12 protein-coding genes are annotated in these 12,583 nt (G+C 60.5%); 10 read left to right on the top strand and 2 right to left on the bottom strand.

What is annotated here, in order from left to right; all coding sequences use genetic code 11:
* Window positions 1-139: 139 nt before the first annotated feature.
* The 10 genes from AC3EA7_RS18730 to AC3EA7_RS18685 all read left to right on the top strand — a co-directional run bounded on the left by AC3EA7_RS18730 (window position 140) and on the right by AC3EA7_RS18685 (window position 7,576).
* Window positions 140-850, top strand: coding sequence for a hypothetical protein (locus tag AC3EA7_RS18730; protein WP_488615595.1), 711 nt, complete (start codon window positions 140-142; stop codon window positions 848-850).
* A gap of 90 nt (window positions 851-940) precedes the next feature.
* Window positions 941-1,396: a hypothetical protein gene (locus AC3EA7_RS18725; protein ID WP_488615594.1), complete on the top strand. Its 456-nt coding sequence runs from the start codon at window positions 941-943 to the stop codon at window positions 1,394-1,396.
* Between the two features lie 318 nt (window positions 1,397-1,714).
* Window positions 1,715-2,191, top strand: a complete 477-nt coding sequence (locus tag AC3EA7_RS18720; RefSeq protein ID WP_488615593.1) for a hypothetical protein — start codon at window positions 1,715-1,717, stop codon at window positions 2,189-2,191.
* A gap of 101 nt (window positions 2,192-2,292) precedes the next feature.
* Window positions 2,293-2,733 (top strand): hypothetical protein, encoded by a 441-nt coding sequence (locus AC3EA7_RS18715; RefSeq protein WP_488615592.1) that lies wholly within the window; start codon window positions 2,293-2,295, stop codon window positions 2,731-2,733.
* 681 nt (window positions 2,734-3,414) lie between these two features.
* Entirely contained in the window at window positions 3,415-4,059 is a 645-nt protein-coding gene (locus tag AC3EA7_RS18710; RefSeq protein WP_488615591.1) for a hypothetical protein, read from the top strand.
* A 56-nt stretch (window positions 4,060-4,115) separates the two neighbouring features.
* Window positions 4,116-4,532 carry a hypothetical protein gene (locus AC3EA7_RS18705; RefSeq protein ID WP_488615590.1) on the top strand — a complete coding sequence of 139 codons (417 nt, stop codon included), beginning with the start codon at window positions 4,116-4,118 and terminating at the stop codon, window positions 4,530-4,532.
* Window positions 4,533-4,883: 351 nt separating this feature from the next.
* On the top strand, window positions 4,884-5,102 hold the full coding sequence (locus AC3EA7_RS18700; RefSeq protein WP_488615589.1) for a hypothetical protein: 219 nt from the start codon (window positions 4,884-4,886) through the stop codon (window positions 5,100-5,102).
* A 116-nt stretch (window positions 5,103-5,218) separates the two neighbouring features.
* Complete coding sequence (locus AC3EA7_RS18695; RefSeq protein ID WP_488615588.1) at window positions 5,219-5,836, top strand: Uma2 family endonuclease; 618 nt, start codon at window positions 5,219-5,221, stop codon at window positions 5,834-5,836.
* A 125-nt stretch (window positions 5,837-5,961) separates the two neighbouring features.
* Entirely contained in the window at window positions 5,962-6,123 is a 162-nt protein-coding gene (locus tag AC3EA7_RS18690; protein WP_488615587.1) for a hypothetical protein, read from the top strand.
* A 118-nt stretch (window positions 6,124-6,241) separates the two neighbouring features.
* On the top strand, window positions 6,242-7,576 hold the full coding sequence (locus AC3EA7_RS18685) for a dihydrolipoamide acetyltransferase family protein (RefSeq protein ID WP_488615586.1): 1,335 nt from the start codon (window positions 6,242-6,244) through the stop codon (window positions 7,574-7,576).
* Between the two features lie 9 nt (window positions 7,577-7,585).
* On the opposite strand, the gene AC3EA7_RS18680 is transcribed toward AC3EA7_RS18685, so the two are convergent.
* Entirely contained in the window at window positions 7,586-11,059 is a 3,474-nt protein-coding gene (locus AC3EA7_RS18680) for a protein kinase domain-containing protein (protein ID WP_488615585.1), read from the bottom strand.
* Between the two features lie 57 nt (window positions 11,060-11,116).
* Window positions 11,117-12,577, bottom strand: coding sequence for a C39 family peptidase (locus AC3EA7_RS18675; protein ID WP_488615584.1), 1,461 nt, complete (start codon window positions 12,575-12,577; stop codon window positions 11,117-11,119).
* Window positions 12,578-12,583: the final 6 nt, after the last annotated feature.

Genomic DNA, 12,583 nt, shown 5'->3' with positions numbered 1-12,583 from the left:
GGACTGGCGCTGGCGGACTATCGCGCCCGATCGGACCAGAAGACGAGCGCGTCACCGGACTAAACGCCGCACGCGCTAGACCGCACCGGAGCGCATCGTCCCCGGCACGGGCGCGCTGACGCTGGCGCCGCACGACGCCGTGGCGCGGCAGGCGTGGGCGCCGCGCGGCGGCGATGAGTCGGAACAGGACGGCGCCACCGCGCGCAGCGGCGCCGTTGCAGCGCCTGCTGGACAGAACACTGCGCCGCCGGGGCGGCCTCCGACGGCGCCAGCCAATCCGCAGGCGCTCAATCGCTACGCCTATGCGCTGAATAACCCGTTGAAGTATGTGGATCCCACGGGGCATTGGGTCATTACTATCACGCTTCCTTCGCTCAGACTTGGAGCAGGAGTCGGCGGGTCGTTGAATTACGGCATCGCTATTGATGGCTATGGACAGATCCACACATTCAGCGGCAGCAGTCACGGGGTGACGGTGGGATGGATGGCAAGCCTATCCGCTGGCATGATGGTCTATCCGCAACTGGAACGAGTCGACGCCATCGGCGGCGATGGCGTCCAGATTGGGACAAGCGGCGGCTATCTTGGCCGACTCGGATTTGATGTCGCTAATCCTAACGACCCGAACTGGGGCATCGGTCTCAGCCTGGGCGTGTCGCCGCCCGTGGCAATGGGGGAATACCACATCGAAGTCACACACACTCTGGTTGATCCTGGCGGTGAGTATCCGCGACCTGGACAACGTGATCCATGTGTGGATCGACCAGGATACTGTGGTGATACTGGCGTGCCGCTTTCGCCCCGGATCGCGATCCATCCCGCCCGCACTCCTACGCCGCTGCCACCATAGGGTGCATGGGTTGCGAATGGGGCATATGGCAGGACCCAATTCTGCAACGGATTGGAAGCGCTCTGCTGCTTCAGAATGATGATAACCAAGATGATTGCGCTAACGACCCAACTCTCGTTGAGCGAATGCGTCAACCGTATCCAGCAGGCGACTGGCGGCCATGGATTGGCTGGAGGATTCCTCAAGGGCGGCCAGATGATCGGTGATGTGCATCATCGAATGGTGCGTCTTCGTACCACGAAAGGGTACTACGCGAATAGTTTCTCACCGGAGTTCGTAGGTCAATTCGTGGAACGCGACGGAGCAACGCTCCTGGTTGGTCGCTTTCGGCGGCGAACAATTATCCTGGCGCTGATCGCCGGCATTGCCGCAATGCTTCTTTTTATGAGCATCTCTGGGCAATCGCTGGTTCCCTTGCTCTTCCTGCTTTTCTTTGGTCTGTTTGTCCTGGCTGGATTTGGTCTGGCCAAGGATGAAGAACGGCAGATTATCGCGTGGCTCTGCACAACGTTAGATGCAACGATGACAACACCAGAAAACCTCTGACAGAAGCAGATGATGCGAGGCAAACTGAGGCGCTGACAATGCCCCGGCGCGGGCGCGCTGACCCTCGCGCCGCACGACGCCGGGGCGCGGCAGGCATGGGCGCAGCGCGGCGGCGTTCCCGCGACGCCGCAGGAGCTCAACCGGTACGCCTACGCGCGGAACAACCCGCTGCGGTACACCGATCCGGCGGGGCATCATCCGTGCGTCGCGCTGCTGGCGGGCGGTCCGGTCGGCGCGGGCGTCGCTGCGAGTTGTGCGCTCTTCTTCCTGGGCGTCGTTGCCATCGGCTACTTTACGGGCGAGGCGATCCGCCACGCGGTGGAGGAGGGGGCGGGACTGCCGCCGCCGCTCAGCGCTGATACCGGCGGGCAACCGGCGAGTCCGGGCGGGTTGGATCCGAACGATCCCGATAACCTTTCCTCATTGGCAGCCAATCGGGATGCCGTCGAGGTGCGCCAGGCGCAACATCAGACCTCAGGCAGCGGGAAGGAGTACGAAGCGTTTCTCCAGCGCCGCCTCGGTGGATGCGGACCCTTCGAGGCGCGCATCGTCAGGCAAAGCTTCCGTGAATTCGATGGCGCCTATGCCAACAGTCGTATCTGGTATGAAGCCAAAGCCTGGGATTGGTCACAGGTGGACATCCAACGTTTCTTCTCCATTACGGGACAACAAATCCGAATCGCCCACACTGCCGGACGGGAATTTCAACTCGTCTCGCGTCATCCCATTCCTGATGCCGTCAAGCAATGGCTCACAAAACAAGGAGCGACATTTCTGGAAATGCCAATGCCATAATGCCATAACACACGCGGGTTCTTTAGCATCGCTGCAGTGGAAGCGCATTGTTCTCGTTCCATAGCCCTGAATAGGTGATAGTATTCATCAAGGAGCGTCACATGACCTGGCACGCCAGCATTGCGATTGATTTCGAGGATCCTGTCAGCAACCCACTCGATGTGATCGCCGAATTATTAAATCACGGATGGAAAACAGGAGGGATGTATCTTCCTCTCGGAGACGATGGGATGTATAAATGGGAAATAGTCGACCACGATGAATGGACGCACGCAATCGAAGAGATGAGGCATAAAGTTCAAAAAAGAGAAGATATTGGAGTTATTCTTCAGCACAACAGTGCAGATGACATCGTAGGCGTGCAGTTTGTGTTTGTGCAAGAATATCGTCGTATGTTTGCCAATATCAATGGATCAACACGTGTTATGCTGCCCGGGAGCGGCGGAGTGACCGACTTCAGCTGGTATCTCTCAAAAATAATACCATCATTGGTTGCATCACAAGTAACGATTTCTCGTCTGGAATGCATCGATCTCCCCTAACGGACGCAGACCGGCGCGCAGCGCCGTCTGCTTATAGCAGCGACCACAGTGACGGATCTCCCGCGTATAGGCGCTGGCGCCGCACGACGCGGGGGCGCGGCAGGCGTGGGCGCAGCGCGGCGGCGTCCCCGCCACGCTGCAGGAGATCAACAGCTGCCGGAGCGACCTGATCCTGACCTTGATACCGATAAACCGCACGAAGCGCCAACCCGTGTGCGCATTAAGGATGAGTTTGGTGTGCGGTTGCAACGCCTTGATCCGCGCGCCGCAGGGGACTGGGTTGATCAACACGGTCGCGTTTGAGAAGGCGTAACCGCCGTTGTACGACAAAAGGACGCGCAGTTCATTCGTGCTGTTCAGCGTCATTTCCTGAAGGATGTGGACTATGTTGTGATCGATCTCACCGACATAGCCTAGGCGGATTTCAGTCGAGCACTAGTGTTGCGTGACTCGATCCTGCGTTCATCACCCCAATGGAGGCAACGGGCGGGAGAGATCAAGTGGTTAGGCGTGCCGGTTCCATAGCAGTCGACGCGCACCGGCATTGATGGCGGATCGCCGTAGCGCGGCGCATCAACCGTTCCGTAAATAGTCCCATGCCAGTAGAGATAGCGAAGGGTATAAGCATGCTTTCCAAACCCTGTCTTACCTGGTTGCATTGTGTGCTTGTAGGAGGATCCTATGTCAGGAACGCTTATCATTCGCGAAGATGCGGTATGGATGCCTGCTTCGGCATACTATATACCTGTAATGACATTAATTGCAGGCAAAGTGTCAACGGTTGATCCGGCGTTGGCGGCACGGATTGATGTTTCGCAAGCAGGGGAGCATATTTCCATCGAAGATCTGACAACCGAGGAGATGCGCCTGCTCTACCAGTCAGTTAGTCTCATCGTCGTCGATCTGCTGAATCGATCCGATGAAGACAGTCTATGGTACGTGTTTTATCTGATAGAGATGATGGCGTTTCCGGCGAGCGATCATCGCGTAAATATCAATAAGGAGGTCATTATCCCACAGAATAATGATAGTTTCGTTGTTATTCCGGGAATGGTCGTTTTCATTTTTCTAGCGATTTGTATGCTCGTTGCAGCAAAACACCAAGAAGATGTCACTAAATACCGAAAGATATTAAGAGAATGTCTCAAGGATGTTGATCATTTCAGGAGTCAGATGCACAATATTCCACAGGCGCTCTATCTCAGGGCGCTTGAATGGCTCAGAAGCAGATATCGAGAAGGCGGCGATATTCAGGATCCGCAGTTTCTCCACACCCTGCAAGCGGGCATGCGCACGCTGTGGAACGTGCTACATGCTCGTGAGTGATAGATCATCAATCGCGGCGCATTCTTCCGCGAAATACCCTAGACAGGAGGGATGTGTTGAGTCGAATGTGCAGCATCGAGGTCCGGCTCTATCACCGACTGGCGCAGCCGACCCGGGTGTTTCTGCGCCTGCTCGCAAGCGGATGGCGCCTCAGTTATCGTCCTGGCGACCTTTTCCTGTACATCCCGTTTGGTACTGACGATGACGACCTGGCAGCAGCGCCCGCTAACGCCTTTGCTGCGGTGGAGATGGACCGCAAGGTTGCGGCGCAGCAGCGGCTGGGCGTGGAGATGCGTTTTGACGAGACGGGCGCTCTGGTGTATGCGCTTCCCCATACGATCGGATCGGGATGTACATCAACAATCCAGGGAGAAAACGCATGTCGGAGGACTCGCCGGTCACCGATTACAGCTGGTATCTCCGGCATCTCATTCCAGCGCTCGTTGACCACGAGCGGGAAGTTGCCGAAGTGATCTGCAATGATATGACCTAAAACACATTGCCGGGTGCAGCGCAAGACACGGGAAAGGAAACCATGATGCCGCGAGTCTGTCGCATCAAGACACTCCTGGATCACCCCCTCGCGCAGCCGATCCAGACGTTCACACGGCTCCGCGAAGGCGGGTGGCAGCCTGGGTTCGCCCCCGATGGACGGATCCAGTATCTTCCGTTTGGCGAGGATGATGACGATTGGCAAGAGGCTGACTCTGATGCATTTGCCAGGGTGCTGCTGGAGATGGAGCGCAAAGTTGCCGCCCAGCAGCGCTTAGGGCTGGTCATGCACTACGATGCGACCAGTTGCTCCATCAGTGTGCTTCCCCCGTATGACCGGATTGAATGGGTGGGAGGCAGAGGTTGGCGTTATCGCCTACGTGCTTCCGCCGTATGACCGGATTGAATGCCACATCGACAGGCCAGGGCGCAAACGCCTCACGGCAACCTCGGCGATCACCGATTACAGCTGGTATGTGCGTCATATCACGCCGGTTATCGTTGCGGACGAACGGATGATATCCGAGGTGCACTGCCACGACATGGCGTAGAACCGCGATGCTCGCCCGAATCGACATCTGAACCAGGGAAGCGCAACCCTTGCAACGCGCATCCCAACCAGGTATACTGACCGCGCGACAACCCGCGTGGCGAGGGAAAGACGGCTATGACTTCCGTATCGTATACACCACAACTTCGCATAGCCACAGAAGACGATGAAACCATCGTCAACCTCCAACCGCTCCAGGGACTCTGGACGGTGGAGCAATACCTGGCGCTCACCGACCATAGCCGCCGCTTACTTGAGTATGTCGATGGCATCATCGAGGTTTTGCCTATGCCAACCGACCGGCATCAGGTCATCTCGCGATTTCTGCTGTTCGCTCTTTATGCGTACATTCAGCCGCTGGGCGGCACGGTCTTGTACGCTCCCCTCCGCCTCCAGATCCGTGAGGGCAAGTTTCGCGAACCGGATCTGCTGCTGGTGCGCCGCGCCGATGACCCGCGACGTCAGAACCGGTACTGGCGGGGCGCCGACCTTGTGATTGAAATCGTGAGCCCTGATGATCCCGAACGTGATACTGTCGTCAAACGCACCGACTATGCCGAAGCTGGCATCCCGGAATACTGGATTATCGAACCCCAGGACGAACGCATCTCCGTGCTTACGTTGCACGGCAACTCCTATGCAGAGGACGGCGTCTACCATCGGGGTGAACAGATCAAATCTGCGCTCTTGCCAGGGTTGACGATTGCAGTGACTGACCTCTTCGACGCCAGGTGATGGGCGTTGAACGTATCGTTGTCTTCATTACGCCCGTTCCTCCACCCTGGCGTGCAGGCGGTTCATCTCACCGGAGAGCATTGTCCCTGGCGCAGGTGCGCTGACACCGGAGCGAGGAGAGACGGTTGAACTCGGAAGCGCTATCAACGACAGTGCGCTATCTCAAGGTGATGGCGCGCGCAACCCGCCTCCGTATCCTGGGCATTCTTGCCGATGGGGAGCGGCGCGAACTGATCGCAGCCGGGCTTACGCAGCGCGATGGCGGCATCTACTGGCGCGTGGATTGACGTATGCCAGACGGATGGCATGCGATGGCGCAATGATCATATATAATTGCCCTCAGACAGCGCGCACGTTCAGCCTGCGCGCCTGCATCCGCGTCTATCACCCTCCAGGAAGACACCCATGGCGATTGATATCGTTCTGCCGCAGATCGGCGAAAGTATGACCGAAGCCACGATCGGGCGCTGGCTCAAGCGCGTCGGCGACCGCGTCGAACGCTTCGAGGCGCTGGTGGAAGTCGAAACGGATAAGGTCTCAACTGAAGTCACCTCGATCACCAGCGGCGTTTTGCTCGAAATTATCACCCCGGAAGGCGCCACTGTGCCGGTCGGCACGTTGCTGGCGCGCATCGGCGAACCGGTGGAAGCGACTGGAAGTGCGGCGCCGGCGCCGCTTCGGGAAGTAATAGCCACGCCAGAACCGGCTCGCACCCGCCGCGGCAATGGCCCGCCAATCACGCCGGTTGTGGCGCGTCTTGCTGCCGAGTATGGCATCGATCTGAGCCAGATCCGCGGCACCGGCGCCGGCGGGCGTGTGAGCAAGAAGGACGTGCTGCGCTATATCGAGATGCAACAGGCGGCTGCCGCTCCAATGACTGAAGCGCCATCCGCGCCTTCACCCGCGACACGCGAAGCGCCCCCTGCCGCGCCTTTTCCCACAGCGCCTCCTCCGGCGCACGAAGCGCCCCCCGCCGCACCTGTCTCTGAAACGCCGCCTGCTCCGCCAGCCACGCCGCGCGCGCCTGCTGCGCAACCGCTGCCCGATGATGCGACCCTCACACCGTTGACAACCATGCGCCGTGTGATCGCCGATCATATGGTGCGCTCCCTGCGCGACGCCCCGCAGGCAACGACGGTTTTCGAGGTCGATATGGGGCGCGTGCTGGCGCACCGCGACCGGTATCGCGCTTCCTTTGAACAACAGGGCATCCGGTTGACCCTGACGGCGTATGTGGCGCAGGCGGTTGCGACTGCGCTGCGCCGTGTTCCGGCATTGAACACACGCTTCACCGATGAGGGGATCATCACCTACCGGCATATCAATATCGGCGTGGCAGTCGCGCTCGAAGACGGATTGATCGTTCCTGTGCTGCGCGATGCCGACGAGAAAAGCCTGGCCGGTATTGCGCGCGCCCTCAACGACCTGACTGAACGCGCCCGCACACGCCGGCTGCAACCGGACGACACCGAAGGTGGCACGTTCACCATCTCCAACCACGGCGTTGGCGGCAGTCTGTTTGCCACACCGATCCTTAACCGCGGGCAGAGCGGCATTCTGGGAGTCGGCGCAGTGGTCAAACGGCCGGTCGTTGTGACCCATGAGGGGAGTGATGCGATTGTCATTCGTCCGATGTGCTACCTGTCGCTGACGTTCGACCACCGCGCCTGTGATGGAGCGACCGCCGACGCGTTTCTGATGGCGGTCAAAGAGGTTCTCGAAACCTACCCGGAGCAGTGATGCTCTCGCTTACGGCGCCACTGTCGGCGTCGGTTCGGCGCGCGGCACGACGCACATCAATTCAGTTGGAACAGTAGTTGGGGCCACACTGCTGAGATTGATCAACCGCTCCGTGCCATACTGATAGGTGCGGATCGGAAGCGGGCGGTCGCTTAACCGCAAGCGGACGCTGACCTGGTACTCACCCGGCCGCTCCGGTCCAACCAGCATGTCGATCCGGTAGATGCCATTGGGCGCCACGCTTCCTCCACTGACCGCACGCTTTCCAAAGTAGAGCAGAAATGACTCACGCGGCGGTCCAATGCCGGTGATTACAATCCGGTCGCCCGAACGACACTCGAACCGCACCAGTTCCGCCAGCGAAACTTCTGGCGTGGGCGTCGTCGCAGGCGGCGCCGGAGGCGGCTGCGGCGGCGGTGCAGGAGGCGGCGCCGGCGCGACGGTTGGCAGTGGAAGCGGCTCGGCGGTTGGCGCCGCAGTTGGCGGAGGCAGTGTGGCAGTCGGTTGCGGCGTAGGGGTTGGCGTCACCACAGCGACGGCAACCGACGCCTCTGCGCGAATGCCAAAGCGACTGACCGCCAGAATGCTCAAATCGGGAGGAATAGCCGTCGCGTCGAGAAACTCGAAGGTGCGGCGACCGGATGCAGCCGGCGCCGGCACGCCAAGCGGCAACAATTCGACGCGCTGTGCATTGTCGATTTCATAGATCAGGCGCGCCGGCTGACCGGCGATCTGCGGCGAACGCTCAAAGCGCGGATTGCGAATAATCGGCGGGCGCGTCACGAAATAGACAATCGCCAGCAACGCCAGCAGCGCTATCGGGATAAGCCACGGCGGTATCAGTGCGCGCTGCACAAACTGCGCCGACGACGTCTGGGTTTCGGAACGCTTCTCCGTGCGTGCATGGACCGAAAAACTGCGCGGTTGGGGCGATCCAAACCAGCGGATCGGACCACGCACCACCAACCGATGCTTAAGCGATGCGCCTGGTTCCAGCGCAACCGCATCCTCCTCCAGATTGAACCTCAGCGCCTGTTCATCGTCCTCGCCGGCAACCATGTAACGCACCGGCACATTGCCAGCGTTGGTCAAAGTCAGGTTATACGCCGCTTTGCGCCAGCCAGCGACACGACGCGGTTTCAATTCCAGCCGATGCTCGGTAAACGCCTGAACATTCCACGTTGCCTGCGCCGTTCCCGCTTCATTTGGACGGCTGCGCGAGCGGGCATACACCGTGACCGGATATGGACCGGCGCGACTCTCCGGCGTGCGCGGCACATTGATGTTGAGCGCAACCGGCGCACGACCGTTCGGCAACAGTTGCGGTTCTGGAAGCGGACCCTGAATCCAGGTCTCCGGCACACCCTGCACTTCGACGCGCAAATGGTCGACGCTATCACCATAGTTGTGCAGCGTCATGCGTAAAACAGATGGCATGCCAGGAGTAAGGGTCATCACATCCTGTTCAAGTTCGACCCCATAGCGGTTCGAACTGAGCGGCGGTTGGGTCACGCCAATCACATCCGGCAGAGCGCCGCCAGACGGCGATGGCGGCGTCTGTGGCGCCGACGCACTGCGCGCGACGCCAGGCGTCGGCATTTGCGTCGGCGCAGCAGTCGGCGGAGTCATCACGGGGGCGCCGAAACTTGGCGTCACCGGCGCCGGTGGGCGGGGCGCCGGTGAAACAGGTGGCGCGACAGGCTGCGGAGGCACGGCGACCGCCGTCGGACCGGGAGCACCATAGACAGCTGGCGCCACCACACTTGCCGCCTGCATCAGCGGTGGGATCAGTCGCAGCCAGTAGGCCCCGATACGCACCGGAGCGCCGCCCTGCCACGGATACCGATCCTGGGGCGGCAGACGCACACCGGCAACGAACGTGCCATTTTTCGATCCGAGGTCGGTAATCGTCACCTGCCGCCCATCCCAGTCGATAAATGCGTGCTCCTCGGAAACGCTCTCATCGGGCAACGCCAGATCATTGCTCTCCGCTCGTCCAATTGCCAGCCCATCGCCGGTCAGATTGACGAGATGCAACGGAGCGCCATTGTTGTCGAGCACCTGCACCTGCGGCATGCTCGACGGCGGCGGCAGCGCCGGAAAACCGGGCGGCGGCGTCGCGATCATGAGCGACTGTGTGGCCGAGACCTGCGGTAGCGGCGTGCTAACCGCCGGCGCCGGTTCTGGAAGAATCGTCACCGCCTCATCAGGCGGAACCACAGACGCCTCTGCTGCACTACCGGCAGTGACGGGAGGGTGCGGCGCCAGTTCCGGCAGCACGGTTTGCATCTCATCAGACGCTTCTAGCGGCGCTGATGCAGCAGAAGCATCAACCGGAGGCGTCTGAGGCGGCGCTTCATCAGCGATCAGCGCCGCAGTCGCGTCAGCGACGGCGTTGACAGGCGCAGGCTCAACCAGCGTCTCTTCGGCGGATGCCAGCGGCGCTGTTGCTGCTGCTTCGCTCTCTTCCGCCTTGATGGCGGTTGCATCGGCTGAAGTCGCCGCCGGCGCCGGTTCGATCACCGTCTCTTCGCCAGAGACCACCATGGTCGCGGCGGCGGGCGGCGCCGGCGGCGCCTCAATGATCGTCACATCAGCGGGCGCTGGCGGGATGGCATGGGCGGCGACGGTCACATCATCGGCGGCGGGACGCTGCTCGATGATCGTCACATCATTGGCGGCGACGGCTGAAATACGCTCACCCATTGCCGCCACCTGCGCTTCGAGCGCCTCTGCGAGATCGCTCATCCGGTCAAAACGATCCGCCGGCGCCGGCGCCAGGCAGCGCGCAACCAGCGCTTCAATCTCTGCAGGCGCATCAGAGCGCACCAGACGCAACGGCGGAATGGCGGTGAGCGGCGGAGGCGAGCCGACGATCATCTCGTACAGCAGCGCCCCAAGCGCATAGCAATCGGCGCGCGGGTCAGGGTCACTGCCGGCGCGCTGCTCCGGCGCGCGATAGGCGGAGGGGTTGGCGGACATCGGAGCGATCAGGCGTGCGATGCCAAAATCGCCAATCTTCAGCAGATAGCCGCCGCCCGCTTCCGGGAAGAGCGCAACACATTCCGGCTTCAGCGCACCATGGGCAACGCCGCGCACATGCGCCGCACTGAGCGCCACCGCCATCTGACGCGCACATTCAACGCACAAGCGCAGCGGCAGTGAACGTTTTTGCACCATCTCCTGCAGTGACCCGCCGGACGGAAATTCACTGACGATAAAGGCGCGTCCTTCGATGATGTTGAACTCGTACAGCTCGATGATATGGGGATGGTACAGCGACGCGACGGCGCGCATTTCGCGTTCAAAGCGCTCACGGAAGCCAGGCGCAGCAACCCTGTCAGGCGGCAACACCCGGATTGCCACCGGCTGGCCGGTGGGCGTGTGATACGCACGGTAGACGGCGCCGGCGTTGTCGACGCTCAATTGCTCATCCAGGCGATAAGCGCCGATGGTCTGCTCATGTGCAGCGGGATCGGGCATAGAAGCGGCTTTCGTCACAGAAACAGGAGACACTTCATTATAGCCGAATTATTCCATTCAGATACGCTCGATAATCCAGAAACCGGCATTATGCCCGGCAAGATCCCTCCGTGTGATGGTCAGAATATCGCTTGCTTCGTTCGCACCCGGATCGAGCACGTTGAAAACCGAACCATCCGCGTTGACACCGTTGAGCACCATATAGTGACCACCGTAGCTTTTGTCTCCGCCGCGCCGGTTTTGCCCGGTGCAACCACGACATAGGAAAATCACCAGGTTGCCAGATCGAAGCTGATCGACCGCCCGGTCCAATGAGATGCGACGACCCCGGAATCCGGGAAATCCGGTGTGCACGTTGGTGACCATCGTGTCGCCTGCAGTGCCATTGTTGCAGATGCGACCGTGGGTGGCGGCATATTGCGCCGTTTGCGGCGGGGTCACAATTTCGATCTGCCCGCCTGAGGCAAGGCTTTCCGGGTCTTCTTGATACAAATAGTTCAGCACGATCGCCAACGAGGTGGGACCACAACCCGCCGCTGCGATATTTGTACACTCGGGCGAATTGCCGTAGCGCTGAGCGCCCCAGCGGCGATCGAACTGCTCGTACTCGTGGGCCGAGCCAGTCAATGCTGCAGCCAGATGGTTCCGTTGCTGCTCGAGTTCGGTGCGACGCTCGTACAGCAGCATGCTGACTGGATCGTCGGGATCGCAGACATGCGGCAGCGTCGCAAGTTCCGCGTCGATGGCAGCGATCTGCTCGTTGATCTGTCCGATCTGATACCGCATATGCCAGCGGCGAAGCGGAGCGATCTGCTGCTGTGTCCGCTGCATTTGTCGGGTGCGCTCATTCAGTTGATTGCCCAGATCGGTCATCTCAGGATGCTCAGCAGAACATGCAGGATTGGGACCGGTGCGAGTCTGAAGCGACTCGATCTCTTCCTCCAGCAGACGCAGACGCTCTTCCAGCATGTCGAGCAGGCGAAGACGGCCCTGGTCGAGATCGTGTTGTAAACGTTCCCTGTCTGGACCAGATTGTGGCAGATTATCAAGCCGGGTGCGCAGGTCCCGATTTTCCTGGGCTGTCACATCGATCTGGCGCCCAAGTTCATCCAGACGCTCGACGCGCGCTGGATTGGCAGCATCATCGGGGCGACACACTGGCTCGTCAGTGTCGAACTGGCGCTGCACCGTCATTGCGCTGCTGTCACGACGCTGGATCACACGCTCCACAGAATGCATTTCGGGTTGGCGTTCGTCGCCGTCGCGCTCAGGCGCCTGCATAGCATCCGGTGCAGGCGCCGTATGAGGAAACACGAATGGGAGAATATGTCGCCGGTTGCCAGACACGCCAGATACATCCGCCACAGCGTGTTCCTGACTGGAGCACAGGGCGATCTGCTCGAACCGATGACCGCCCCACGACACCGATTCTGACGCAGTCGTCTCCTGGAGGCGATTCTCGTGGCGCCAATCAGAAGGCGCAATTGATCGACGGCGCACTGGCATATGGTCTGGCACAGCCCA

This window comes from Roseiflexus sp. (assembly GCF_057785375.1).
The sequence above is the reverse complement of the archived record's forward strand: the minus strand, read 5'-3'. Positions and strand labels throughout refer to the sequence as shown.

Excerpts from the sequence above, each read along its gene's own strand:
- AC3EA7_RS18725 (WP_488615594.1), top strand. The coding sequence starts at position 941 with ATGATTGCGCTAACGACCCAACTCTCGTTGAGCGAATGCGTCAACCGT.
- AC3EA7_RS18715 (WP_488615592.1), top strand. The coding sequence starts at position 2,293 with ATGACCTGGCACGCCAGCATTGCGATTGATTTCGAGGATCCTGTCAGC.
- AC3EA7_RS18710 (WP_488615591.1), top strand. The coding sequence starts at position 3,415 with ATGTCAGGAACGCTTATCATTCGCGAAGATGCGGTATGGATGCCTGCT.
- AC3EA7_RS18700 (WP_488615589.1), top strand. The coding sequence starts at position 4,884 with ATGACCGGATTGAATGGGTGGGAGGCAGAGGTTGGCGTTATCGCCTAC.
- AC3EA7_RS18695 (WP_488615588.1), top strand. The coding sequence starts at position 5,219 with ATGACTTCCGTATCGTATACACCACAACTTCGCATAGCCACAGAAGAC.
- AC3EA7_RS18685 (WP_488615586.1), top strand. The coding sequence starts at position 6,242 with ATGGCGATTGATATCGTTCTGCCGCAGATCGGCGAAAGTATGACCGAA.
- AC3EA7_RS18680 (WP_488615585.1), bottom strand. The coding sequence starts at position 11,059 with ATGCCCGATCCCGCTGCACATGAGCAGACCATCGGCGCTTATCGCCTG.